The 25209-nt window shown below is 45.5% G+C and carries 26 protein-coding genes; 9 read left to right on the forward strand and 17 right to left on the reverse strand.

Annotated elements, in window-relative coordinates; genetic code table 11:
* The first annotated feature begins 84 nt into the window (after positions 1–84).
* From H6995_15505 to H6995_15545, 9 genes are all read left to right on the forward strand, one after another.
* Positions 85–924, forward strand: coding sequence for a hypothetical protein (locus H6995_15505; protein MCP5216408.1), 840 nt, complete (start codon positions 85–87; stop codon positions 922–924).
* Complete coding sequence (locus H6995_15510) at positions 911–3115, forward strand: hypothetical protein (protein MCP5216409.1); 2205 nt, start codon at positions 911–913, stop codon at positions 3113–3115. The genes H6995_15505 and H6995_15510 overlap by 14 nt, the downstream gene beginning before the upstream one ends.
* Before the next feature lie 32 nt (positions 3116–3147).
* Positions 3148–4551, forward strand: a complete 1404-nt coding sequence (locus H6995_15515) for an AAA family ATPase (GenBank protein ID MCP5216410.1) — start codon at positions 3148–3150, stop codon at positions 4549–4551.
* A complete protein-coding gene (locus H6995_15520; protein ID MCP5216411.1) occupies positions 4548–5567 on the forward strand; it encodes a TniQ family protein in 1020 nt (339 codons plus the stop codon). The genes H6995_15515 and H6995_15520 overlap by 4 nt, the downstream gene beginning before the upstream one ends.
* 45 nt (positions 5568–5612) lie before the next feature.
* Positions 5613–7049, forward strand: coding sequence for a TniQ family protein (locus H6995_15525; protein MCP5216412.1), 1437 nt, complete (start codon positions 5613–5615; stop codon positions 7047–7049).
* A gap of 391 nt (positions 7050–7440) precedes the next feature.
* Positions 7441–7797 carry a hypothetical protein gene (locus tag H6995_15530; protein MCP5216413.1) on the forward strand — a complete coding sequence of 119 codons (357 nt, stop codon included), beginning with the start codon at positions 7441–7443 and terminating at the stop codon, positions 7795–7797.
* Positions 7798–7887: 90 nt separating this feature from the next.
* Positions 7888–8649: a metallophosphoesterase gene (locus H6995_15535; GenBank protein MCP5216414.1), complete on the forward strand. Its 762-nt coding sequence runs from the start codon at positions 7888–7890 to the stop codon at positions 8647–8649.
* Between the two features lie 385 nt (positions 8650–9034).
* The gene (locus H6995_15540) at positions 9035–9445 is read left to right on the forward strand and encodes a hypothetical protein (protein MCP5216415.1); all 411 of its coding nucleotides are present in this window, start codon (positions 9035–9037) and stop codon (positions 9443–9445) included.
* Positions 9446–9491: 46 nt separating this feature from the next.
* On the forward strand, positions 9492–10481 hold the full coding sequence (locus H6995_15545; GenBank protein ID MCP5216416.1) for a hypothetical protein: 990 nt from the start codon (positions 9492–9494) through the stop codon (positions 10479–10481).
* Positions 10482–10613: 132 nt separating this feature from the next.
* Here the strand turns inward: H6995_15545 and H6995_15550 are convergent, their stop codons facing one another.
* The 17 genes from H6995_15550 to H6995_15630 form a co-directional block, all read right to left on the reverse strand.
* On the reverse strand, positions 10614–10868 hold the full coding sequence (locus tag H6995_15550; protein ID MCP5216417.1) for a helix-turn-helix domain-containing protein: 255 nt from the start codon (positions 10866–10868) through the stop codon (positions 10614–10616).
* A gap of 212 nt (positions 10869–11080) precedes the next feature.
* Positions 11081–12301 (reverse strand): hypothetical protein, encoded by a 1221-nt coding sequence (locus tag H6995_15555; protein ID MCP5216418.1) that lies wholly within the window; start codon positions 12299–12301, stop codon positions 11081–11083.
* A 163-nt stretch (positions 12302–12464) separates the two neighbouring features.
* On the reverse strand, positions 12465–12719 hold the full coding sequence (locus H6995_15560; protein ID MCP5216419.1) for a hypothetical protein: 255 nt from the start codon (positions 12717–12719) through the stop codon (positions 12465–12467).
* Between the two features lie 207 nt (positions 12720–12926).
* Positions 12927–13271: a cation transporter gene (locus H6995_15565; protein MCP5216420.1), complete on the reverse strand. Its 345-nt coding sequence runs from the start codon at positions 13269–13271 to the stop codon at positions 12927–12929.
* Between the two features lie 90 nt (positions 13272–13361).
* Positions 13362–13865: a hypothetical protein gene (locus tag H6995_15570; GenBank protein ID MCP5216421.1), complete on the reverse strand. Its 504-nt coding sequence runs from the start codon at positions 13863–13865 to the stop codon at positions 13362–13364.
* 9 nt (positions 13866–13874) lie between these two features.
* Positions 13875–14525 carry an isoprenylcysteine carboxylmethyltransferase family protein gene (locus H6995_15575; GenBank protein MCP5216422.1) on the reverse strand — a complete coding sequence of 217 codons (651 nt, stop codon included), beginning with the start codon at positions 14523–14525 and terminating at the stop codon, positions 13875–13877.
* An 11-nt stretch (positions 14526–14536) separates the two neighbouring features.
* Positions 14537–14830 carry a DUF2933 domain-containing protein gene (locus tag H6995_15580; GenBank protein MCP5216423.1) on the reverse strand — a complete coding sequence of 98 codons (294 nt, stop codon included), beginning with the start codon at positions 14828–14830 and terminating at the stop codon, positions 14537–14539.
* Positions 14831–14854: 24 nt separating this feature from the next.
* A complete protein-coding gene (locus tag H6995_15585; GenBank protein ID MCP5216424.1) occupies positions 14855–15208 on the reverse strand; it encodes a cupredoxin domain-containing protein in 354 nt (117 codons plus the stop codon).
* A 12-nt stretch (positions 15209–15220) separates the two neighbouring features.
* Entirely contained in the window at positions 15221–17527 is a 2307-nt protein-coding gene (locus H6995_15590) for a copper-translocating P-type ATPase (protein ID MCP5216425.1), read from the reverse strand.
* Positions 17528–17603: 76 nt separating this feature from the next.
* On the reverse strand, positions 17604–18029 hold the full coding sequence (locus tag H6995_15595; GenBank protein MCP5216426.1) for a MerR family transcriptional regulator: 426 nt from the start codon (positions 18027–18029) through the stop codon (positions 17604–17606).
* A gap of 284 nt (positions 18030–18313) precedes the next feature.
* On the reverse strand, positions 18314–18865 hold the full coding sequence (locus H6995_15600) for a c-type cytochrome (GenBank protein ID MCP5216427.1): 552 nt from the start codon (positions 18863–18865) through the stop codon (positions 18314–18316).
* An 83-nt stretch (positions 18866–18948) separates the two neighbouring features.
* Positions 18949–20202 (reverse strand): hypothetical protein, encoded by a 1254-nt coding sequence (locus H6995_15605; GenBank protein ID MCP5216428.1) that lies wholly within the window; start codon positions 20200–20202, stop codon positions 18949–18951.
* A 228-nt stretch (positions 20203–20430) separates the two neighbouring features.
* Positions 20431–20850, reverse strand: coding sequence for a hypothetical protein (locus H6995_15610; protein ID MCP5216429.1), 420 nt, complete (start codon positions 20848–20850; stop codon positions 20431–20433).
* Between the two features lie 419 nt (positions 20851–21269).
* Complete coding sequence (locus H6995_15615; protein MCP5216430.1) at positions 21270–21944, reverse strand: cytochrome c; 675 nt, start codon at positions 21942–21944, stop codon at positions 21270–21272.
* A 71-nt stretch (positions 21945–22015) separates the two neighbouring features.
* Positions 22016–22744, reverse strand: a complete 729-nt coding sequence (locus H6995_15620; protein ID MCP5216431.1) for a copper resistance protein B — start codon at positions 22742–22744, stop codon at positions 22016–22018.
* A 13-nt stretch (positions 22745–22757) separates the two neighbouring features.
* On the reverse strand, positions 22758–24623 hold the full coding sequence (locus H6995_15625) for a copper resistance system multicopper oxidase (GenBank protein ID MCP5216432.1): 1866 nt from the start codon (positions 24621–24623) through the stop codon (positions 22758–22760).
* 32 nt (positions 24624–24655) lie between these two features.
* Entirely contained in the window at positions 24656–25144 is a 489-nt protein-coding gene (locus H6995_15630) for a DUF411 domain-containing protein (GenBank protein ID MCP5216433.1), read from the reverse strand.
* Positions 25145–25209 lie beyond the last annotated feature (65 nt).

A 25209-nucleotide genomic window follows, 5' to 3' on the forward strand; every position in this document is an offset into this window, starting at 1 on the left:
CAAAAATCCTCCCTTCCATCGCCTATTCGCGGAACTCAAATGGCGATATGAAACCGCTTATCAACGCGTTGAGAGCACTTTGAGATGAAAGCTCAAGCGGTTATCACAGAGAAGGAGCTCAAGAAAACGTCGGCTTGGCTGGCTAAAACGGAGCGTTTACAAGAATTCGTTCCTTTTGTCGGCATCCGCGACACGTGGAAAATCGGCAGACGTCACTTACACCTCGAGCCGGGAACAGAACGTATGCATGTCTCTGCGAGTGATTTAGAGCTGCGGGCCATGACTTATCTGCGTTATAAGTTTAAAAATGCAACATTCAAGACGCAAGTCCCCCTACATCCGATTGAGTTAACAATAAAAATTGCCAATGAACTGGGCGTCATGCACCCACGGGATTGGGAAGAAAATGCGGCTAAAACGATGTCGACAGATATTGTGATGGAAGGCACTGACTATGAGTCGGGCAAGCATCGAGAAATTGCTGTATTTGTGCGATACATGAATGGGCTCTACAAAACTGTCAACAACGAAGTATCACCGATTACTCGAGAGTGGCAAAAAATAAAGATCGCCGAGATCTACCACACGAAATATCAAAAACAAGAATTTATTATTCTAACAAACAAGGAGCTATCGAAAAACACAGAATACAGTATCAACTGGCTAAATGAGTACCGTCACCAGGTCTATCAAGAAGAAGAGCTTGTAAATTTCGTATCCAAATTTTTAAAGGTTTTTGATAAAGACCCGCTCAATATTTTGAATGACGTGTTAAAAGAAACGGCTTTTGAAGTAAAACTGCCATTTTCTGCATGCCTGAATATGTTCCGCTACTGCGGTACCAAGCACTACTTACCGTTAGATATCACTCAGAGAATTACGCTCTCAACAACTCTCAAGATGAACTACGATGAATCTCGTTGAGCGCGATATTTTTAAGAAATCTGACGGAAAGACCGTATTCTTTGTCGCACGTGTATGCCATGAGCGCCAAAAAGTCGCACTGATCGATCAAGGCAGCTGGTTTAATCAAAAAAGTCAGTATAAAAAACCGGTCATCTATTCATTTAAAGACATCAAATCACAATTAAATTCTGGAAAACTCATTGCTGACGGCTGTTTGCAACTCCCGGCGATGATGCTTAAAACAGAAAAATGGCTGGAAAACACCAACAAGGATAAATGGCTTTTTCAGCGTGACAAAAACTATAGGATCATAAAATCCATTGTAGAAGATGAAGACATTTTTGAACGTTATATCTTCGGCGATGGAATTACTGAAGAAATCCAAAAAATTCAAAGTAAATTTTCGATTAAAAGTAGTGGTGTTATATACCGAATTTTAAATCGACTAATAACATTCGGCTCTATTAAGAACTCCCTGCTACCGATTGCTTACAAACAATGCGGAAATCGAGTCGTCTACGATAAGCCAGATGATAATCAGATCAAACGGGGGCGGAAAACCAGAAAAAACCGCCATGGGCAGATAGTAGGCTGTAAATCAAAGACGAGAGGCATTACAGCGCAAGACAAGTTGAATATTCTTAAGATATTAAAAGAGTTCAAAATTACTAATACTAAAGCTTTCAAAGAATTCAGCTTGACAAAACTCTTTGGAGAATTTCAGTCGAAATATCAAAGTCACGTAATCTTAAGATCAATTGGCGACGAAGTTATTTACTATAACTGGCTGCACGAAGAAAAAGATCGTATTTCAAAACAACAATTTTATTATCACGTTAACAGTTTGTTGTCAGATGAAGAATTGCTGAAGCATAAGCTCGGCAAGCTGACTTTTGAAAAAGATAAGGCGGTTAAAATCGGGCTGGCTCGAGATAGTGTGCTAGGTTCGGGGGACTGCTACGCGATAGACGCCACGATACTGGATATTTATGTGCGGTATCCGTACAACCCTAAAATAAAGAGCTGTGGACGACCGGTGCTTTACTTAGTCGTCGACGTATGGAGCACATGTATCGTCGGTTATTACATTGGCTTTCACGGTCCGGATTGGGCAGGGGCAGGAGAAGCGCTCTACCACGCTTGTATGAATAAGTCTGACTGGGCTAAATCTATCAGCTGGGATCTCGATGAAAATGCCTGGCCGTGTCATCACGTACCGCGAATCATCTTTGGTGACAATGGAGCGGAATATTCAGAGTACAACATAAAGGCGATGCTTAAAGCTGAAATCGGCATCAAAATGATGAACTACGCAGCGATTTTTAGGGGTGACGCCAAATCGGTCGTGGAACGTAAATTTGGTGTTATAAATAAAACATTTTTGAATTTTCAGCCCGGTTATGTTCATAAAGCAACGCTCAGAGAATTGCCACACGCTGCAAACAATGCTGTGTGGGACTATCGCTCACTGGTAATAGCCATCGGTAAAGAAATTATTTTTCATAACAACAATGTGAATCGACTTAAACTCCACAATTTTATTATGTCAAGAGAAGGCATCGGTATTACACCACAGGCGATTTACACTGCAGGAATGGAGCGCGAAATGGGTGGCGGCCGGATTATCAAAGATCTAGCAAAATTACGTTTCGCATTTTTGCGCGAAGAAGTAGCCACTGTCCATGGTGATTGTGTCAAACACAATGGTCTCGAATATGAGTACCCTAATGGCATTGAGCGGGGTGTCTATGGCAAGGCCAAATATAAGGGCAGCTATAAGATCCCGGTTCGAATTACCAACGCCACTGTCAGCTACATTTGGCACCGAGATGACGATGGAAATATTATCGAACTTCGTCTGAAAGATGTTGATCATTGGGCGCAGAATCAGCGCAGAGAAGTGGTGATGGATAAGCTTGAAGAATACGCTGAGGAAGTCTACGAGCTCGAACAAAAAGCTTTGCAAGAGCGTTTGCAGCTCAATTTCGATCACACACAAGCGATGGCGGTAAACGCTGCTCAAATTCTCGATCATCCTGCCAGGAAAAGCATGCCTTCTGATATCAAGGAGGCCAAACTAGTCATGATTGAAAAGGATCATAACAATATTGTACAGATGATACGAGAAGGCTTTAAAAGCGATAAATTACGCTATACCGACCCCTCAGCGTCTAACGATATCGATGACGATTTGTATGCAAATTATTGAGCTTAATTTGTACTAATAATGAGGTACTAATAATGAGAATAAAACCCCATTACCAAAAGCACCCTGATCCGGAACTAAACGGCAATCCTCTAGCAGAGGCTTTACAGCCAATTCTCTGCCCTAATGAAGTGAGGCGATTGATTGATTTTTCGCCTAAATTTGCCGATGATTTTCATACCTTGTCAAGGATCTATCAAAATCTCAACATTCGAAGAATAGCTGAAATATTTGTGGCTCCGACTATTTCCACGCTGCTGTACGATAAGCTTTTTGAGCTGATTCTAGACGGCTATCGATATCGCAATCCATTGACAGTAAAAATGACGCGTTTTCTTTATGAACTGGCTTCAAGAGGTGAGTTGATTGGTGGTGATGATGACAACAAAATCTACGAAGTGGTCCCACCAGGCATGACAACTGCCCCAGGCTCCATTTTTTCAGGTCCCACTGGCACAGGGAAAACCAGCGTTATACGAGCAGTCTTGGGTATTATCCCGCAAGTGATCTCACATAGTGCTTACGGCTCTATTCCGTCGTTTCAGCAAGACCAGATCGTTTGGATTTCATTCGATGCACCTGCCACTCCGAGCCCAAAAGCGCTCTGTCTAAATTTCATGAAAGCTGTCGACCAAGCACTGGGTATTGAACGGTATTTCACAGAATTCAGTCGAAGATCTGACAACACCTCTGTTGATCTGCATATATTGAAAGTTCAAGAGGTCGCGGCCAACCATTTTATTGGGATCGTACATTTTGACGAAATGCAGTTTTTTCTAAAGTACGCAAAAATCAAAAACTCACCAAATTTACAAATTTTAGAAGCCATGTTTAATAAGCTGGGTATCCCGATCATAATTTCAACCACGGATGAAGGACTTCCACTGATCAGCGCAGACCCACAAACCAAACGTCGTATGCTCAGCGAACAACACTTTAAACTAAAACCCTTAAAATATAACACCCCGGCGTTCAAAGATTTCATCAATGCTATATTCCTCCGTCAGATATGGGGGGTTGATGATGTCCTCAACACCCAATCCGAGTTCATAAAAAAGTTTTATGAATTATCGGCCGGGTTACAGGCGGTCATGATCCGATTGTCTCGTTTGCATTTGTATTACAGCATCCAGAAAGGCGGTACCCCATTTGATGCACAATTACTTGAGCAAGTATTTGATAGCCAATTTCACTATATGAAAGGCTCATTGGCAGCGCTTCGTGTGGGCGACTTTGACTCATTTGAGAAAAAAATACCGAAGAACCCAGATGGTAGTGTCGCATGGAGTGATGAAGCGATGGACTCTACAAAGGAATCCGGCGACGTGGGTGAAGAAAAGGCTACTACATCGACCCAATCGCAAAAAAAGAATACATCAAAATCTCCCGCTAAACCGGTACAAGCTTTTCATAATCCTGCGCTTATAGGTGGTGTATGAATAATCCGGCAGCCTCCAGGCGCTGTTCTTATATGCCAATCTTGTATCCTGGCGAGCATCTCATGGGGACTCTCATGCGCGCTATCCAGCGTGGCGTTACAAACGATTGGCGTGATCTGGTCCCTGGCGATTTACTGGAAAAGGGGGACTTTTATCCTAGCCATGTGTTGCGACCAATATACGCGGCTACGGCAAGTCAATATACTGGGATGAGCATCTCCGTCATACTGTCTGAACACTCACTCTGGCAATATTTTCGCTCATTTCTACCCGGCCAGCCGGAGACTGCCCCGCCGCATACACAGTGGCATCAGTTGTATAACCACTCCCGCATCCTTCATCCAAAGCGGCAAGTGCGTTATAGGCATGACAAACAATGGCGATGGTGTTTAGCCTGCAACCAGGAGAATTATAAGCAGTACGGAACATGCTTCTGGCAAGTAGAACACCAGTTACCTGGCGTTGCACATTGCCTTAAGCACCCAGAGGTAAAGTTGCAAGGCGCCTGCTCGGCCTGCGGTTATCAGGTTAAAGACATCAGCGTGAAATCAATAAAGCTTCTCCCGGAAAACCGGTGCCCAGTATGTGGTGAGTGTATGGGGGCTGCGAAGTCTATCCCTGACCATCCGTTCATTGACTGGATTAGCGAGGTATCGGTTGAACTCCTGACAAAAGGCGCACAATTTGATACCCAGCAAGTCTATTCGGACATATTCGCCGAGCTGGGATTCAACCCGTCAAACTTTCCGTCGGTGGCTAATACCAGAAAGATAACTACTATTCGAAAAACGATCGATGTAACGTTCCCTTTAGACGTTATCAATTGGTTTTTCCAAGCGAAGTTACGATCTAACTATCGGCAAGATGAATCCGTCAGCCCTCTATGCCTTCGGTTGTTGTACCATCGAGATACGTTCGTTCACCCTCTGAGTTGGATGGCGATTTGCTGGGCAGTCCTGTCAAAATATGGCGACCTCCAACGCTACGTGACCCCATGGATAGGGACGGAGTCTTGACATAAAAACATAGGCTACCAGATTCCCCATTTAACGTACTTCCCCGTGATATTTCCTGATGAAACTGCTTATAGCATCATCAATCGATTTCACAAGCGTTCTGGCTTTCTGTCCGTGAATTCGACACTCGACTTATTGTTTGATGATCATAATATGCAAGTCAGTTCTGACTTCTTATCGGTGATTCCCCAGCTGTGTCAGGCCAGCCATTCGTCACCTGTAGAGTTCATCGAGGGTCATACCATTCTCCCGTTTTACAGGCCGTTCATCTCACGGCAAGAATATAAACGTTTGACAGCCTGCTTGGCCGCCAAAAACAGCTGTCAAGTCATCTCCCTGCTATCGCTAGCCGCCAACCGCATAATTTCTGAACCTTGCTTCAAGTGCTGCGCAACTTGCATTCGGGATGACATGGCTAAACATGGCGTAGGCTATTGGCACTGCACGCATCAACTGCCGGGTATCTCGTGTTGCACCCAGCATGCAGTGGCACTAAAAAAATATCGGAAAGGCCGCAAAAAATTAATATCTCCACCGAATTTCTCAACGACAGAAAGGATTGATACGTCATCAGCTGCCTTTCGTTATGCAGCGCTCTTAACAGACTGTTTCCATGACTCAAATGTTCATCTCATCCGTGAGAGACTATACAACACTTACTACAGGGGGCTTGCCGATAAATCCTTATTGACAGAATGCAATCACATCCGTATGAGCTCGTTAAAAAATGCGCTATACAACCATTGGTGGGGTCTTTTTAGACACGACCTTTTGAATCGGGTTAATCCCATAGATAAGCACCGATATCCAGAATGCCTATTTTACAGCCAAGAATCTACTCATCATCCGATTAAACATCTTTTGCTTATCGGCTACCTTTTTGGCAGCTGGAAGATATTTATTAACCAATATCATGAGAATAATGACTTCAAACAAGCAGTCCAGCAGTCCAAGACAAAAATTGATCCGCTAGCCGGTCAGAAACAATTAGCACGCTGTTTGCTGCATCAAGGCAAGAGCCTTAGATCAGTATCTAGTGAAAGTGGTCTATCGGTCACTTCACTTGGCTGCATCGCCGAGCAAGAGAATGTCAAAATCCGAACTCGACCTAAGTCAATTTACTCACACGAACGCCGAGCGATCTGGAGGAAGCTCATGTTTGGTGAATCTACCCAGTCGATAGCTAAGCGGTTCGGAGTATCTGTCGGCTCTATTGAGCTCATTCTCAGGGCACATCACTATCTTATACCGTTGCGAAAAAAAATTTGGTTTTACAAATCACTTCGCCAACATCAGCAGGTTATAACAGATAAGTTGCATGAGAATCCGTCAATACGACGAGTCGATATTCAACGAGAATGCAAAAGGTCTTATACGTGGCTCTATCGGCATGACACAAAGTGGCTTTATAACGCACTGCCGCCTGAAATTCCGAGACAAGAACGATTCATCCGAAAAAGTAGAAAGCTGGAAAGATTTTGATTAACAATCATATAGTGGGAATAGCCGACGAACACAGTTAAGTTGTTTGCAATTGCAAACGCCACTGTCGAACATCAGTGAAATGAATAACATTACAAAAACCGCTAAAAAGGCGTTTAAGCTATTTTAATGGCTAAAAATTACGAATAAGCCGTAAGCGCGCCAATTAGCGCCGTTTTGATTGCAATCCATACTAGCTACTAATTCAACCTTTGCGTACGATTTCTGTCGAGTCAAAACATCCATTTATAAAAGACAGACATATTATAGTATATATTAAGTCATTGATAATAAAGGCTTTTAATCATAATAATGCTTCCTTTCTTGGGTTTTTTATGATCTCATATTCTGTATTACATTTGATCAAAATTTAAAATTGGTTGGTGAATCAATGCCTACTCTACAACAAAACGGTGAACAAGATTCTTTTAATCAGCTCATCATTGATTATCCCAAACTCTATAACAACGCAAATTTTACCTTTTGTGTGCCTGCTAGCTGGAAAAAGGTGATTCGTCATTTATCGGCGCAGATAGACGATGCACTCAAGCGCCAGCCCAAATATTCAATTGAGATTACCGATGTTAAAGAGAAATATGGGCAACTAAGGTTTTATTACTCACTAGTCGGGCCAGCCGCGGGTTACTACGAGCTAGAACAGCAAATGGATGGTTTCATTGATCAAGCCGAAAATCATATCCACACCCTCTCCCGGTTTGAGCATCGTAGCGCAAAGCGTTCAACCTGATGAAAATTAACCCTCTAAACAAACATCGTGGTACCAACTCGATCCCTTAATAGCTCGAGTCAAAAGCTGATCGCACAGGAGAACAATTAAATGACGAATATCTATCTTGTATCGGATTTGCATTACGAGGTATGGGGACTGGATGGGCCAGTCAAAGTGGCACCCGGCGCAGATATCGTCGTTATCGCTGGAGATCTAAGAGGAATGCCGCAGGCGTTGGAAACTTGTGGTATGACAGCGGAGAGCACCGGGCTGCCGGTGATTTTTACGCCGGGAAATCACGAATACTATCAACGTGACTACGAGCAAATGAATGAATTGGCGCTAGGCTATAAACATAAAAATGTCTCGGTGCTGATCAATAAAACGGCTGTTATCAACGGCATTCGGTTTTTAGGCACCCCGCTTTGGTCAAACTTTGCGGGGTTGGGTGATCCGGAAAAATACATGAAAATCGCTGAACAATACGTATTTGATTTCTTGGTCATTCGCTATAAAGGCAAGCCATTAACTGCCGCGACGATGCTCGATTGGCATCAGGAAGCCCGGCGTTTTCTGGAAAGCGAGTTAGAGAAACCTTATGCGGGTAAAACCGTTATCGTGACCCATTTCCCACCAAGTTATCAGCTGTGCCACAAAATTCACCGCGGCAACGAGTTGTCACCCTATTTTAATTCGGTGTGTGATGAGCTAATTATGAAATACAAACCTGCCGCTTGGTTTTTTGGACACACACATGCTGCTGTTGAAACTAATCTGTACGGCACGGACTTTTATTGTAATCAAGGGGGCTATCCGGGGGAAACTACAGATATCACGGGATTCAACCCTAACAAATTGATTAAACTATAACGCGCGATTGAATCAAACATGCGTGATCTACCCAAACCTTTGGATATACTGCGCGCCATCAACTTCGATTTTACACAGTATCAACTGACTCAAAATATACGCCTTCTGCCTTACCCCTAAAGCAAAATATTTACCTTAGGATTTTGTCTTTTTTGGAGCTAAAAAAGACAAAATTACGCCTTAGCTATTGCAATCAAACACATAATAAAACATATATAAATCATATAGTTAAAAAATATTGTCTTCTTTCCATTCTGGATTATTTGTGCTTAGATGTTAAGCGTCAACTATCATTCGAATCAAAAGTAACAACAATGAATAAAAGTCCTCACCTAAAACATTCCCAAGCCAACCTTCGCATTCAAAGCACTGAGGCTTGGTAACCATGGATATCAAATCCTTTGTTACTCAGGCTGACAGAATCTTTAACTGTACAGGTGATCCCTGTGATTTTGGTTGTCATGAAAATAAAGTGGCAGAAAAGATCGCGTATGTAAAAAAGCACTTGTCCGGTTATCTCTACTGCGTCGTTGCGGACTGGATTTGGATTGATATCAACGTCACTCCTGAGAATCTGAAACGTTTTCAAGTACGCGGCATTAAGCCTTCTTTTGTCTACGCACACAAAGTTATCGAAGATGAGGCGCAAAGGCCTTTTGTTTCTGTACGTACGACTTTTCTGCAGGACTTCCATGAGAACTGTATTTTTTTATCGCGAAACACGGCGTATATCCTCTGTGGCAAAGGAACGCGAGTGTCGATAGATCCCGTTGTTTATGCCGCCGTTTTTTCCTAGCTAGTTACCCAGTCTTTGAGAATAATTAGTCTTACTGGTCATCACAATGAAAGACTTGCCCCAAACATCTACAAACCCAGCGATTGAAGAGCTCAGGAGAGTCGTCAAGGAACGGCAAAGCCTTTTGCAGCAACTGTCAGAAGAATTGAATACGGCGCTGGAATACAGCCCGAACCCCATTGACCCTCCGCCTTCTGAGGAGGGTTACCTACAACACCTTATTTACCTACAGAAGATCGATTACCTCCTTCTGCTGAAGGCACAACTCAAATACGTCGTATCGCATAATAGGCGTCTAGTGATATTGGATTTAGATGATACCCTGATCCATCTCTACAACCCGGCTAAAGAAAAGGAAGCAGCCTTTTTTGCCCGGCTAAGCGGTGTAGAACTGAACCCTGAGGAGCCACCGAAAGGTATTGCGTATCAGGGCTGCACATTCTGCAAACGGCCTGGCCTTGAAAACTTCATCCAGCAATTACAAAGCTGGGGGCTGGATTTAGCCATCTATTCTACGGCGACATTGCACTATGTCCATACAATGCTTGGGTTAGCCAAGATCGAATCAGCTTCGTTCGTAAAAATCTGGCCCCGCGAACACTGTGGTCGGGAAAGGGGGCAGTCTCTCTACAAAAGCATTGAATGGGCGTTGGCTGAAGGCTATCAGCCTGGGCATATTTTAGTAGTCGACGATACGCCAAACTACAGGTCACTCTTTCCTTGCGGCAAAGAAGCCGTACCTCAACAATTCAATATTTTGCAAATCCCCTCTTTTGAAGGCCTGCCGGATGATGCCCTAGCCATGATGCTCAAACGCATCGCAATTCTCAAGGAGCTCGATATCGTGAAGCAACGTCAACTGGAGGAAGATGCGTTCCAAAGTTGGCAAAAGGAAGCCAAAGCCTATGAAACCAAGACTAACAAAGGCCTTGGCTTATTTATTCATGACGAAGCGAACGGTCTGAAACCTAACCCAAACTACAAGCGCTATCCGAAACCAGCCCCTAAACCAATTGACCATTTTAATGAGGAGTAACAACCCATGACCTCACAGAGCGCACCAATAATTTGTTCTTCGGTAAAACGTTTCTTTTTTTAGTGAGAGTTCCTCGTTAGTAGATTAACTGGAAATCTCATCGTGGTCATGGTTCTATTTATCGGGGAAAGGTCAGTTCTCCTTAATCAGATCATCCAGTGTGGGGCGCTTTCTCGGTACCTGTAGGGCAAGTTGCAGGCCCAGGGCGTTCACGATACGCTCAGCCTTGTTGAAGCCCAGTTCTAGCAGATGACCACCTTCTAATTTAGATATCGTCGTGCGATCCAGGCAGGCCAGTTCGGCCAACTCACCCTGGCGCAACCCCTGTGCTTTTCGTTGCGTTTTGATCTCGGCGCCCAGTTCAAGTAAATACATGATCATGCTCATTTATTCATCATTGTTTATGTGATTATATGCCGCATTCCTATTACTTCAAGCTGTTATGTGGCAAATATACCGCAATAGCCCCCTTGTTTGGTTTTGCGGTCATCATTCGCTTGCCGTTAGATTTCATTAGTGGTGAGACTGGAGTATTTATTAGGCAAATTAACTTAAACCCTTAACGGTTTGAATCATTGCATATAGCTGGTCATTCCATTCTAACCATTTGGCGCAGGAATTGACCAAAGAATGACAAAAACCAATAATAACGCCAACAGAGCACCGCCGCCTAACCTGAGTCTTTTATTCGCTCCAATAAGCTGTTTCTTGATCAACACCAGCGCGATCAAAACTTGGAATAAATAATAGATTGCGAAGCCCTTGGAAGCATAATTGATGATTTCGAATACGTTGGCCGACCAGATCAACCCAATCGACAGAGCAACCACCAGCACGTAGTAAATGTGATCAGAAAATTTTGTAGGCACCAAATCCTTCAATAAACCTCCACCTCCTAACGTATCTGCGAGTGCGGCACTGAGTTGGCTAGCGGTAGCTGCAAACAACAGCAATATGGGGATAACCGAAATTGCATTCCCTAAGGTGTAGCTAATGCTGGTTTCATTCAACTCGGCAATAGGAAAGGTCAGGAAAATAGGGCAGGTCAAACCAATGAACACCACATAGAGAAAAATAGCGATTCCTTGCGAATAGCGTGCTGCATTTATACGAACCTGCTGAGGGTATTGTGCTCCCATAAAACGGGTAGTTTCAAAACCCTGGGTAACCATTAGCATTCCCGCCAACATAGCTATCGTATCCCAGTTTGACAGTTTTTTAATCGGCTCATGCTCAAACCAAACTGTTCCAGACATAATGTCGTAACTTGCCAACGCAACCAAAACACCAACGATGATCGATAATTTGATCGTCACAGCAAATAATTCAACCCACTCCAGCCCCCGCGTGCCTCTCCACCAAGCTAGAGCCATGATAGTTAGTAGCAATGCTGTGGTGGCCCACTTGGTCCCCAAAATACTTGCCACCGATAGACGGTCAAATACAAAAGCGACAAACAAGCTAATATAAAAAGCCACAGAGATAGCGTAAGCAATACCGAGAACCCCCTGCGATGTCTTTTCAATTCTAACCAAAGTGCTGCGAGGGTGAGATGCTAGATAAGGCTCCGCATAGCGAATATTAAAACGAATTACGCTGCCAATAGCGTAGGCTAAAATGGATAGCGCCATTATTCCACCCAGAGCCAATTTCCCCAGCACGGAATGCAAGAGCGGTGCAATAATCAAAAATCCACTACCGATGATAGAGGCTAGTGGCGTCACCGTAGCTTTCCACTGAACTGAGTGCAGCAATTTTTTATTTGCCAGAAAGAGAAATACCAATATCGTGACGACAATAGCGGTAATGTTAAGTAACATATTTTGCGCTATTTATATTTTTGACCATACGAAATACTGCTCGAGTATCAAGACTAGGCTCTTTCCCCGCAGATTCCATTTTATGAATTAGTGTTTTCCCACAATGGCTTGAACGCCAACACTGCATAACTAAATTTTTGTCCAAATTTAGATCTGACCTTCTCTATAAAAGCTTGTTATAAAAATATGCCAGCAGCCAGCCGATAATACCTGCGGTAATGGCCCATCCTGCCAATCCAGCCAAAATACCTTTAAAAGAAAGCTGCCAGCAGATGGAGGCCAGATCAGCATGCAGCATATCGCCCGCCATGCTCATCATCATTTCCGGAAAAAGCCAGACCAGCAGACTGCAAACAATCCAAATCACTGAAAAACTGATCGCCGAAGCCAAACAAAATTTGTAGGCATTAAGTGTCATTACATATCTCCTTTACTGATTAATGAATAATTGCATCGATGGATTTCTTCAATTTTGAAACAATCACAACGGGCCTAGCGCTTTATAGATACTCCCGCACAAGGGGCTACTCCCATGGCCACCGCACTTAGAATATGCCTGCTTACCATGATAATTTCTCACTTCATGCCCTACGGATATATTGCTGGTATAGCGATCCGCATAACGCTACTTTTTATGACAGCTCCATGGTTCATGTTTGGCGTTGTCTTTTACGTTCTGATCGACAAAACGGTAATTGCTCTCTTTGTGCTGAGTCCACCAATCGTGGCTCACTTCAAGCCCATGTTTCTTCATCACTTTTTCAACATCTTCAATACTTAACCTTGATGCGTCATAGGCCAAATCTAACCGGTAATGTTTTTCGTCGAAGGCAACCGAGTCCATCCCGTAAATCTCATCTATTTCAACGACCGCTGCTTGAATCTTTTCTGCGGATATATCTTCAATCTTCAAATGTCTTGTCACCAAATCGACTTCTGAAACACCCAGTCTGTGTTCTTTCTTCTTCATGACGGTACTCCTATTATTTCTAGTTGTTGCTGCAACTGATATAAGCCACTGAGTGGTGCGGGTACGAATTGCGCACCACTCAGAATTCAATTAACGTTTATGCTTGTGCAGTTTCTTCTCTTGTGTGCTATGCGACTCCATTTGATCCATCATCATTTCCATCATATCGATACGCTGTTGTAACGCCTCCGTTCGTTCATCCATATTCAGAGTTGGAGATGCTGTACCCTCTCCCATATCTTTTTTCATTTCACTCATGGACTCCTTCATGGCTTTCATGCCCTGCTGCATGCTTTCCATATGTTTTTGCATCAATTGCGCGCGTTTTTTTGGATCGTTTTCTTTGGTTATCTGTGCCATGAGCTTATGCATCTCCTGCATATGTTCATGCATACCTCCCATCTTGCTGTGATCCATCTTGTCCATTTTTCCGTGGTCCATCTTGCCCATCTTGCTATGATCCATTTCTCCCATCTTCATTCCTTCCGGCATTTGGTGAGTTTGAGTCTTGCCTCCTTGTTGGTGCTCGCCAGCAGCGAAGACCGGGGCTGAGAGTGCGGTGGATATTACGATTGCTGTGACTAGTGTTTTCATTGTCGCCTCCTAGGCGGTGGTGGTTGCATTAACGTTAAATTTTGGAATCCATGCAGGTGTAATCGCCATATAGGCACGGTATTGATCGCCGAACGCTGTCAGTGCTGCCTGCTCTTCCCGTTTTGCGAGACGTACATAGACCACTACCAAGATCGGAAACATGACTAACGTTGGGATGGTTGGCCACTGAAGCAAAAACCCGAACATTATGACGATAAAGGCCAAATACTGAGGGTGGCGGCAACGCGCATACCAGCCGTTAGAAGCCAATGACCCCGCTTGTTGCGCCTTATGCAGCACATTCCATGCAGAGGAAAGCAAAAAGAAGCCAAGAATAATCAGGACATTACTGGCAATATGTAGCGGATCCCAGTGAGGGTCACCCTCAAATCCTAATATCGTATGCAATAAATGGCCATTATTGTGCGCAAGAAAATCGATATCCGGATAGCGATCGGCAAGCCACCCTGAAAAGAAATATATGGTCAGGGGGAAGCCATACATTTCCGTAAAAAGCGCGACCACAAACGCGGAAAAAGCCCCAAGGCTGCGCCAATCGGACTTCGTTTTCGGTTTCACGAAGCTAAATGCAAAAAAGATAAATATTGCAGAATTTAATATCACCAGGGTCCAAAGACCGTAACCTGATTCGCCATGCATAATTACTCTCCTTAATGCGGGTAGTGGCCCGAGTCTTTTTTGCCTTCTTCATAACCGCGCCGATAAGCTTCGCCTTCGGGCTCTTCCGGCTTGTGAACATCTTGTTGCTTATTCTTGCTATGCCCCCCGTGGCCTCCGTGCATAAAAATATGCATGAGAGGACAGAGCGCCAAGATTAAAAAAGGTAGCCATTGAAATAAATGCTGTCGGTGCTCGATCAACAGAAAGTAGCTTGCGGCGCCAATCAACACTAAACAGGCTAAGCCGTTAGGCGTAATCCAAAACGAACCTTCTTTTTTAGTCATGACTCACCTCCAAATCAAAATAGATTAATCTACCAAAAGAGTTCCTCGATACATTTGCATCTGGCAGCTAAACTCATACTCACCTTTCTCCATCGCGGGTAAAGCAATGGATTTAAGTTGGTTCAGTGGCAGTTCTTCACTAATTTCAAAATCTGAAAATAACACCGTGCCCGCGCAGGGCGATGCATCTTTGCGTAAAAACTGAATGGTGGCTGGTTGTCCGGCAGGAAGTTTTATTCGCGATGGCTGATAGGTGCCATCCTCTACCGTCACAGTAATTGCGCCTTCACTAACACTGACTTCACGCGGTTTATATAGCCAGAACCACCAGACGATTAGTGCTATCAGTAACAATCCGAGAATATTAATTATCATCATAGCGAGAGCCTCTTAGTGTTCCTGCGCTTTAAAGAAACGCAATCGATTGGCGTTACTAACGACGGTGAGCGATGAAAAAGCCATCGCCGCTCCGGCGATCACAGGACTGAGCAATAAGCCAAAGAACGGGTATAAAACACCAGCCGCAAAAGGCACCCCGGCGACGTTATAGATAAAGGCGCCAAACAGATTCTGTTTGATATTGCGCAGGGTTGCTTTACTGACGGCGATCGCATCGGCCAGGCCATGCAAGGAACCGCGCATCAGTGTAATATCGGCGCTCTCGATGGCAACATCTGTGCCCGTACCAATGGCAAAACCGACATTCGCCAACGCCAGCGCCGGGGCATCGTTAATACCGTCGCCAGTCATGCCAACAATTTCATTTTGCATTTGTAGCTGGGCGACCTTTTCGGCTTTTTGTTCGGGTAATACTTCGGCGAAGAACTCGGTAATCCCGACTTTTTTCGCCACCGCTTTTGCCGTCGCGCGGTTATCACCGGTCAGCATCACCACGCGTATGCCATTTTTTTGTAAGCGTTTAATCGCTGAGATGGAGTCTTCCTTAATCGGATCAGAAACGGCGATAATTGCCGCCAACTCCCCATTCACCGCAAAATACATGGGGGTTTTGGCTTCTTCCGCCATGGTTTGAGCAACATTCACGTAGTCGTCTACGGCTATATTTTTATCGCGCATCAGCTTTTCATTACCAAACAGCAACTGCTGCTCACCGACGAAACCCTCTACGCCATGTCCGGCAATCGCCGAGAACTTTTCAACTTTATCCAGTGACAAGTTGCGTTCGTTGGCGGACTCCACGATAGATACCGCCAAGGGATGCTCAGACCCTGCTTCCAAACTTGCCGCCAAACGCAGCACTTCATCTTCACTTTCAGCATGAGCAAGATGAATATTGGTGACTTTAGGTGAACCCAAAGTAATAGTGCCGGTTTTATCCAGTATCATGGCGGTGATTTTGGAGGAGGTTTGCAAGGCTTCACCATTACGAATCAGCACCCCCGCCTCGGCGGCTTTACCCACACCGACCATCACCGACATCGGTGTTGCTAACCCCAGCGCACAGGGACACGCAATAATTAACACTGTGGTGGCGGAAACGATGGCAAAGGCTACTGCCGGATCAGGGCCAAAATTCAGCCAAGTTAATGCACTCACCACCGCAATGATCATGACCACAGGGACAAAATAAGCAGAGATCACATCAGCCAAGCGGCCAATCGGTGGTTTCGAGTTCTGCGCACGTTTGACCATGCCGATGATTTGCGCCAGTGCTGTATCTTTACCCACGCGCGTGGCCTTAAACACGATTGAACCAGTTTTGTTAATGGTGCCGCCGACGACCTCATCATCCTGCTTCTTTTCGACCGGCATGGGTTCACCAGTTAGCATCGATTCATCCACCGCGGTATGACCTTCGAGCACCACGCCATCAACCGGTATTCTTTCACCGGGCCGTACCCGCACCTTGTCATTCAGCAGCACCTGCTCGATCAGGATATCAATCTCTTTATCATCACGAATGACCCGTGCGGTTTTCGCCTGCAGGCCGATTAAACGCTTGATCGCTTCGGAGGTTCTGCCGCGCGCTTTTATTTCCAAAGCAAGACCCAGATCAATCAGGCCTATAATCATGGCGGTCGCTTCAAAGTACACATGCCGGGCCATCTCGGGAACAGCGTACGGAAAGAACACCACCACCATGGAATAAAGCCAGGCAGTGCCGGTACCCAAGGCAATAAGCGTATCCATGTTCGCACTGTGATTCGCCAAGGATTTCCAGGCACCCACATAAAAGTGTTTGCCGGAAAAGAACATCACACCTAGAGTGATTAGCCCAACAACCAACCAAACCATGCGTTCTGTATTGGTGGTCACTGTCATTTCGCCAACAATGACGCTATAGGCCATCAGAGGCACGCCCAATGTTAAGGCGATGGTCATTTCACGCATTAAGCGCTTGTAATAGGCCCAGTCGGCTTGCTCCTTTTCATCCAATGAATCCTGCTCCGATCCATCCTCTTGTACTTTCGCGTTATAGCCTGCTTTTTCCACCGCTTTAATCAGGTCATCTGCATTCACCGCACCGATGACTGTGGCGGTTCTCTGCGCAAAATTCATTTCGGCCTTCTCGACACCTGGCACATTGTTTAAGGCAGCTTCTATTTTTCCGACACAGCTGCCGCAGCTCGCCCCCTCAATGATTAACTCCTGACTCGCGGAACCCACCGGCGATTGCTGGTCGTCCTGATGGCCTTTGGCATGACTTGCCTGTTGATCCTGTGTTGAGTGATTCATAACGAAACCCTTTTCATTATTTGGTGGCAACAGCCGACAGGTTGATTACTATTTGCTTTATTAAATCGACAATACTTCATTGCCTGCCTCCTTTATTTTTCGTAGGAAAGCTTTCAATCAAATGACAAATCATTTGCCCGGTTGGCGCTTGATCCGGTTTAGATTCCCAGTCTTTTACGGCCGCTTGCATGCGTGCTCTGAGCGCCTTCATTTCGGTAAATTTTTTCTCTGTTTCAGTCAGTCGTTGCTTAATAAGTTCTCGCACCACGGGGCATGCCGTATGGCCTGCTTTAGCTTCGTCGATAACCACCATGACGTCTTTCACCGAAAACCCCAGCTGCCGTGCAGCCAAAATAAAACTTAACCTTTGAGCATCTGATGTCGAATATTCTTTGTACCCATTATTAAGGTTCTTTTTTGGCGCTAACAAACCCACACGAGTGTAATAGCGCACTGTGTCGGCGCTGATATCCAATGCATCGGCTAATTGATTGACTCTCATAAACGCCTCTCGTTTTCGGAATAAAACCTAGGACTACTCCACACACCCGAAAGCCTACACCTATGTCTAAGACACAGGTCAAGCTGACTTTTGGCATTTGTGCAGCACCAGCTAAACAAGTAGTCTTTACCTCTTTGCCAACGGCTCCTCCAGACCCATAACCCCGACACTCGCCTTAGCGGTGAAGTTATATCCTTCGGGCCCTCAAAACTTCGCCTCAAAGTATTTTTGATTTTGATAACTGCCCTGGGTAATTCAATTTACCCAGGGCAGTCCTTCCACCTTTAGTCAGCGAACTGATCCTTGATATATTTCAACACGGTATCCATATCTGCCGAAGTTAAGGACGGATTGCCGCCTTTTGCCGGCATCGCCATCAAGCTTGCTGGGCTTTTAAACCCGTTGATGATATTGGCTAGCAGCTCTCCATCAGGCTTGCTCAACCTGCCGCGTTTATCAGTAAAGTCAGGCATGCCTGGCAGGCTTCCCTTGCCATCGGCGCCATGACATGCGACACAGGTACTCTCATAGATACTTTTACCAGAACTCATTCCCGCAACACTACCAGTTGAATTTTTTACAGCAGCGATGCCACTGACGTTTTCAGCTTTGGCATTAGAGCCCTGCAAAAAAGTGAGAATATCCCTGGTTTCTTGTCCGGTTAGACCACCTCGTACGCGCATATGAAATGCCGTGGTAATCCACTGATCATCACTGAGGTCAGTGGGACTTCGCATATTATGACAACGCGTACAGTTGTCCGCCCATGCCTTACTGCCTTTGGCGAAATCTCCTTTTTCAGGGTAGTCAAAAGCCAGAGCCCATTGTGAAAACATGGCCGCTAAGAGCACGGGTATTGCCTTCAAATATGAAGCATATGAGTTTTCGATCTTTAGTTTTTTCACAATCATTCTCCTAGTTAAAATCCGTAACTCAGCTGTAACAACAATCGATCCTCGTTGGCAGAGGTGCCACTTAGGCCGTCGTTGAACTCATAACTCAACTTGCCCATCACACTGCTCGCAAAGAGGTAGTTAATACCTAGCCCCCACTGTTGTTGATCATTGCTGTTATGTGGTGAATCAAAATCCGTATAGCGCGTAACCAATTCCCAATTGGTATTTGGAATTCGGTATCCGGCTTGGGTATACCAGGTTTCCCATTCAGCGCCTTTAGAGGCGGCCGTGCCACTGCCGTTGTCATCGCCAATTTCAGTCTTGACATATTCACCGCGTAAGTTGAACGTTTTCCACTGCCAGTAGAAGTCGGCTCCGAACACGTCATAGTCACGAGCGGCTTCGTTTGCGAGCAAGGTGCTATCACCATCCTCAACGGAAGTGACTGTCGCCTTACCGCTGGCCGCTGACAGACCGAGCTCTAAGCCAGCGAAAGGAATGATGCCAATCCGGCCACCATAGGTTTTTTCTCCGTCCCTATCCGCGCCAAATCCCTCAGCCTCGACACCATCAAGTTCGAACTCAATTTCCCCATCTTCTTCCTCCATTTCTGCTTTGAGTTCTGGACCATTGCTCACATAGAAGGCATAGCTAGTTCGTATACCGGCTATTGGGAAGCCGCCTCGCAGCTGAAACCCGACGTCAGAGACTGGCGCCGCACCGTCATGTCCGAATCCGGGCGGTGCTGAAGCCATTTTGTTAATCCATGAGGGGTGAAGATTTTGCCGAAACTGACCGATAGGGCTGAGGAATTTACCACCGACCAAGGTCATATAGTCATTCATAAACCAATCGATCGTTAGATATTCCAGGGCAATATCTGTTTCACCGTCTTCCCCAACTTTCATCTCTAGTTCGGACTCTAACATCACCAAGTCCCTATATTGATAATGGAAGATCGGCGCAAAGGTGCCCGCATTAAAACTACCATCCTTCGATTCTGTGTCCGTGTAGCCCACATCGGCATAACCTGCCATATGTATCAGCGTATCGGGTTGTCGCCATTCACTAGCGACAGCAACTTCCTGCCTCACCGCCTGGACCTCCTCTTTACTGGCGCTTTGCTGTAGTTGCCGTTTAAGCTCGTTCATTTCTTTCTGCATCATTTCGAGACGCTGACTTAATGCCTCGACACTGGTATCAGCAGCTATAGTCATAGCACTGACAGTTGCTAACGTTCCACAGGTAATAACCTGCACTAATTTCTTAATTTTCATGTTGACTCTCCATTGGGCTGCACCGGGTAAAGCGCACCGCGTTGCATCAAAATCAACTCGTTATCTCTGTATTTATCTCGCACCACGTCTTTTAAAGACCATCGATACTCGCATTACAGGCGATAAAGGTTTTTGGCTAAGTCCTAGACCCAGACATTAAGGTCTAGATGGATAGATTTACCTTAAGGGAATCCGAAATTTCAGGCGCAGTAACGCCACTTCGGAAAATCAGGAAAGATTAGGGGGGTGGTATATAGACGAAAGTATACCGAGCACTAGATGTTCAGCATTGCCAACAATGGGCGTACTGATTTGTTGCTCAGCAAATTTGATGACTTGATGATTAAGTGAAGCCGCGCAAACGCCACAGCAGTTACCAGCACTGAGACAGTCATTTTCACAATCATTATTAGCATGAGAAGTTAAGTGATCAGTTGAACCATTTTCTTGATGATGTGCACTACCGGTTTCATTACCAGCTTTTTTACCATGGTGACTAGTATGCTCATCCACGTGTGCCGCTGGATCAACGTTAAAAGTTACTATGGTATCTGATCCATGGTTGGCCATTTTGACAGGCATAGACATTACCAGCGGTTGAAATATCAACCCCCAAATAACGAGTACTATGCCTACCAAGCGAATCACAATGGCTCCTTTTTGCTTAATCGCAAATTAGACTGTGAACTTTCTAACGACCAATATTGAGTGTGAATGCCATTAATAATCACAGCTCTACGATTGATAACTCTATTAAATAAATTGAGCAACTGAGTTGACCCAAATCAATATTACAGGGTAATAAATTTACCCAATTTTGGGGTATACCACTAAGTGAGTATATTTTTATTTCAAGCAAATCGCTAAATATCATGCAGTTAAATAACGACTTCGCCTTGCTCCATAATATTTACTGCTCAACCACTTTTTGGTGGTAGTTGGCGGAAATGGGACACTATTTGATGAATCGGTACTCAAAAAAACACCTCGAAGATCAGTATTGAGCAACCTACAAAAATTAACTCTCTGTGATTGCTAACGGAGAATCCACCGCTAAGTTAACTTCATTAATGACTATGATGCTCGCCGGTTTTATGCTCATGCTGCGAGTTCACTTCCAGTTGCTGCTGCACACTAGGCTCAGACACGGCGCTCTCAACGGATCTAGTCTTAGCTTCGTTGTCTTGGTTACCATTGCCTGCATCAGGAATATCAGTAGTGTGATGCCCCATTCCCCGCGCTCGCTCAAGCAGACTTTCATACTTGGTTTGGTCAAGTTTTGGCAATTGGGTCATCAACGCAACCACAGGCCATAGTGCCGCATCATCATGTGTCGCTCCCCAGGCCGGCATGCCGGTCATTTTAATGCCATTTTTGACCACCCAGAATAGCTCTGCGGCGCTAAGATGTTGCGCTGATTTTTGCAAATCTGGCGCTGGCGGATTCAAACCCTGTCCCATCGCGTCAGGCTGCTTGCCAGGTGCTCCATGGCAAGCAATACACATGGCATCGAAATCGTTGACACCGGCAAGAATCAGTTCTTCTTGCTCCAAGTCAGGCACCGTAATCCCTTTGGCCCTTCGCTCCACTGAGGCGTGCATGGTTGTGGACACTGCCCACTTCGTAATGGCGGCATGCGGTACTGATGCGCTAACATCAAACAGTCCCGAGTAAATAAAGAAAACAACGCCCGTCAGGCCCAGTATTGCGGTGACACATAAGCTAATAAATAATTTTTTCATCGATCATCCTTACACGTTTATCTTGGTCTAGTCTGTTTTGAACCGAAATTGGTTAGCTTTGCCGCTGAGGATTAAAACCACGCCCGTATACCGATGACGAGCTGTGTATCATCAAGATCTTCACCGGTACGCCTAGAATAGTCGGCGGTTTTCCCATACTTCCTAGACCAATTCACACCAATGTAGGGTGCGAATTCACGCCTTATTTCGTAGCGAAGACGCAGCCCCATCTGTACATCCGATAACCCTGAGCCAACACCAGTTTCACTATCATTTTGGCCATAAATATTTAGCTCTATGTCTGGCGTCAAAATCAGCCGCTGCGTGAGCAACAATTCATACTCTGCCTCTAGCCTCAATGCTGTGCGACCGCTCTCCCCGATAAAAAATACCGGTTCGACTTCGAAAAAATAAGGAGCGAGACCTTGTAAGCCAATCACCGCCCAACTTCTGCTCGGTGAAGGTTGGAAGTCTTTACGTAGCCCTAATTGTAAATCCCAGAACGGTGCGATAGCCCGGCTATAAAGGACTTGCAACTCGGCGTCTTCAGTTTCACCCTCAACACGTTCAAAATCCGTTTTTAGCCAAAGTTTATGTAGGTCTTTGCCTATCCAGGCTTGCCCCTCAAGCACCAAAGGGTTCTCACTATCGGAGTCTCGTAACTCAAATTGATCAATTAATACTTTCGTTAACAGCGGGTCATCCTCCCCGCCTGCATCGACACTATTGGCGGCTAGCGAAAGCGTTGAAGCGAGCAAAACCGATTGAAAAATTTTGATTTTTTGCATTCGTATGTTCATCCATTTAATCCCCTCAAACTACCCTAACTTCCCGGAACATTCCCGGCATGTGATACAGCAAGTGACAATGGAATGCCCAGCGCCCGACCGCATCGGCGGTGACTAGAAAGCTGATCGTCGAGCCCGGTTGAACAATGACAGTATGCTTGCGTGGAATGTAGTGCGGATCACCCGTTTCCATTTCACTCCACATACCGTGTAAATGAATTGGGTGTGTCATCATGGTGTCGTTAACCAGAATAATGCGCACCCGCTCACCGTAAGCTAATTGAACGGGGGCCGCATCGGCAAACTTGATACCATTCATGGACCACATGTAACGGCTCATATTGCCCGTTAAGTGCAATTCAATCTCTCTACTGGGTTCTCGCCGATCAATAGTTGGGTAATAGTTGCGGATATCGGCATAGGTCAACACGCGTCGACCATATTGCTCCTGGTGCTTGCGCAGTCCAATCCCTGGATCGTTCAAGCCACTTTGAGGGTTACCGGCCCGCATATCTACATGAGGGCCAAACTCGGTCGAGCTGTGTGCAATCGCTCGAGCACTACCGTAACCCGCTTTGCCCAGTGATGTTGACATACTACCCTGTTGGCTATGATCCATGGTGGCCATACCACTCATTTGGTGCTGGCTGTGATCCATGCCAGGCATACTCTCCATCTGGTGCTGGCCGTGGTCCATACCAGGCGTACTCTCCATTTGGTGCTGGCTGTGATCCATTCCCATGCCCATCTCACGGTGACCCAAAATTGGAGCTGGATCCATTTCAGGTATCTCAGCAGTCCAACCGGAGTCCGGAGTTAGCGTGCCTCGGGTAAAGCCAGTACGGTCAATACTCTGGGCAAAAATGGTATAGGCGCTATCATCACTGGGTTCCACGATTACATCGTAGGTTTCCGCCACACTAATGCGAAATTCATCCACTGTGACTGGCTGAATATTCTGGCCATCCGAAGCGACTACGGTCATTTTTAATCCGGGGATACGTACATCAAAAATGGTCATCGCAGCACTATTAATAAAGCGTAAACGTACTTTTTCTCCACGTTTAAAAAGGCCCATCCAGCCACCTGCAGGCGTGATACCATTCATTAGAAAAGTGTAGGTATAGGCTGTAAGATCGGAAATATCTCTATCACTCATGCGCATTTGATTCCACATCGCGCGCTCGTTCCAGGTATTCGTCACTCCTTTCGCTTTTATATCACGCCATAGATCCCCCGCGGTGCGTTCGCGGAAGTTGTAATAATTACTCATCTTTTTTAATTTAGCGTAGATGCCCTCAGGCGCTTCGTCTGACCAGTCAGATAATTGCACCACGTAATCACGGTCATACCTCACAGGATCCGGTTCCTTGGGGTCAATCACAATCGCACCGTACACGCCTGTTTGTTCTTGAAAACCAGAGTGGCTGTGATACCAAAAGGTGCCGCTTTGCTTGACGTCAAACTGGTACTCATAGGTTTCACCGGGTTTTATTCCGTCAAAGCTGAGGCCCGGCACACCATCCATATCGGTGGGCAAAATAATCCCATGCCAATGAATTGAACTGTCATGAGCTAAATTGTTGGTAACACGCAACGTGACTCGATCACCCTCCTGCCAGCGTAACACCGGTGCAGGCACGGAACCGTTCACCGCCGTGGCAATGCTCTCTTTCCCCGTAAAATTAACCGCTTGGTAACCAATGGAAAGATCAAATTGCTTCCCATTTAACGTTTGTCTTGCGCTACGCTGGGAATCCGATGCTAAGCCAATACGCGGCCACGACCCTAGACCCAACATCAAGCCACCTGCAGTCACGCCGGTAACAAAACGGCGACGAGATAATGTCGGTTTAATGAATCGGACGAGTTCTTTCTGGTAATTTTTCATTCGCTATTCCCTGTCCATCAAAGTCGGGACATTTAATACCCGCTTATATGCGCATAAACTTCAGTGCTGCCGTCCTGTTTCAACAGGAGTACGTCATAAGCATCATGCCGATCGCCCATTTCCATGCCGGGGCTCCCAGCTGGCATGCCCGGTACCGATAGGCCAATGACGTTTTGCGGTTTTTCTGTCAGAAATTGGCGGATGACGTGCGCCGGGATATGACCCTCAAAGGCATACCCATCGACGACAGCCGTATGACAAGATCGATAGCGCGGCTCAATGCCATATTTGGATTTAATCGAGACGACATTTGAAATAGCGTCGATTTGGCTCGAAAACCCAAAATCATTGATATGCTCTACCCATTTACCACAACAGCCACACTGAGGGTTTTTGTATACAACCAAGGTGTTTTCCTTGATATCGCTCGCCTTGAAATCGGCGTTTAACGACTCGGCGTATACCGGTGCTTCACTAACTAACAACGCCAGTGATGGAATGATTATTAATCGCTTAAACATAATGAGTCCTTAACAATTGATCAACAGGCTCCCACGAGAATGCGGAAGAACCGATAATAGCTATC

The sequence above is a fragment of the Pseudomonadales bacterium genome (assembly GCA_024234615.1).
Lineage (GTDB): Bacteria > Pseudomonadota > Gammaproteobacteria > Pseudomonadales > IMCC2047 > JAJFKB01.

What these genes read in the sequence shown, in the direction of transcription:
- H6995_15505 (MCP5216408.1), top strand. Translation starts at nt 85, where the DNA reads ATGAAAGCTCAAGCGGTTATCACAGAGAAGGAGCTCAAGAAAACGTCG.
- H6995_15510 (MCP5216409.1), top strand. Translation starts at nt 911, where the DNA reads ATGAATCTCGTTGAGCGCGATATTTTTAAGAAATCTGACGGAAAGACC.
- H6995_15515 (MCP5216410.1), top strand. Translation starts at nt 3,148, where the DNA reads ATGAGAATAAAACCCCATTACCAAAAGCACCCTGATCCGGAACTAAAC.
- H6995_15520 (MCP5216411.1), top strand. Translation starts at nt 4,548, where the DNA reads ATGAATAATCCGGCAGCCTCCAGGCGCTGTTCTTATATGCCAATCTTG.
- H6995_15530 (MCP5216413.1), top strand. Translation starts at nt 7,441, where the DNA reads ATGCCTACTCTACAACAAAACGGTGAACAAGATTCTTTTAATCAGCTC.
- H6995_15535 (MCP5216414.1), top strand. Translation starts at nt 7,888, where the DNA reads ATGACGAATATCTATCTTGTATCGGATTTGCATTACGAGGTATGGGGA.
- H6995_15540 (MCP5216415.1), top strand. Translation starts at nt 9,035, where the DNA reads ATGGATATCAAATCCTTTGTTACTCAGGCTGACAGAATCTTTAACTGT.
- H6995_15545 (MCP5216416.1), top strand. Translation starts at nt 9,492, where the DNA reads ATGAAAGACTTGCCCCAAACATCTACAAACCCAGCGATTGAAGAGCTC.
- H6995_15550 (MCP5216417.1), bottom strand. Translation starts at nt 10,868, where the DNA reads ATGAGCATGATCATGTATTTACTTGAACTGGGCGCCGAGATCAAAACG.
- H6995_15555 (MCP5216418.1), bottom strand. Translation starts at nt 12,301, where the DNA reads ATGTTACTTAACATTACCGCTATTGTCGTCACGATATTGGTATTTCTC.
- H6995_15560 (MCP5216419.1), bottom strand. Translation starts at nt 12,719, where the DNA reads ATGACACTTAATGCCTACAAATTTTGTTTGGCTTCGGCGATCAGTTTT.
- H6995_15565 (MCP5216420.1), bottom strand. Translation starts at nt 13,271, where the DNA reads ATGAAGAAGAAAGAACACAGACTGGGTGTTTCAGAAGTCGATTTGGTG.
- H6995_15570 (MCP5216421.1), bottom strand. Translation starts at nt 13,865, where the DNA reads ATGAAAACACTAGTCACAGCAATCGTAATATCCACCGCACTCTCAGCC.
- H6995_15575 (MCP5216422.1), bottom strand. Translation starts at nt 14,525, where the DNA reads ATGCATGGCGAATCAGGTTACGGTCTTTGGACCCTGGTGATATTAAAT.
- H6995_15580 (MCP5216423.1), bottom strand. Translation starts at nt 14,830, where the DNA reads ATGACTAAAAAAGAAGGTTCGTTTTGGATTACGCCTAACGGCTTAGCC.
- H6995_15585 (MCP5216424.1), bottom strand. Translation starts at nt 15,208, where the DNA reads ATGATGATAATTAATATTCTCGGATTGTTACTGATAGCACTAATCGTC.
- H6995_15590 (MCP5216425.1), bottom strand. Translation starts at nt 17,527, where the DNA reads ATGAATCACTCAACACAGGATCAACAGGCAAGTCATGCCAAAGGCCAT.
- H6995_15595 (MCP5216426.1), bottom strand. Translation starts at nt 18,029, where the DNA reads ATGAGAGTCAATCAATTAGCCGATGCATTGGATATCAGCGCCGACACA.
- H6995_15600 (MCP5216427.1), bottom strand. Translation starts at nt 18,865, where the DNA reads ATGTTTTCACAATGGGCTCTGGCTTTTGACTACCCTGAAAAAGGAGAT.
- H6995_15605 (MCP5216428.1), bottom strand. Translation starts at nt 20,202, where the DNA reads ATGAAAATTAAGAAATTAGTGCAGGTTATTACCTGTGGAACGTTAGCA.
- H6995_15615 (MCP5216430.1), bottom strand. Translation starts at nt 21,944, where the DNA reads ATGAAAAAATTATTTATTAGCTTATGTGTCACCGCAATACTGGGCCTG.
- H6995_15620 (MCP5216431.1), bottom strand. Translation starts at nt 22,744, where the DNA reads ATGAACATACGAATGCAAAAAATCAAAATTTTTCAATCGGTTTTGCTC.
- H6995_15625 (MCP5216432.1), bottom strand. Translation starts at nt 24,623, where the DNA reads ATGAAAAATTACCAGAAAGAACTCGTCCGATTCATTAAACCGACATTA.
- H6995_15630 (MCP5216433.1), bottom strand. Translation starts at nt 25,144, where the DNA reads ATGTTTAAGCGATTAATAATCATTCCATCACTGGCGTTGTTAGTTAGT.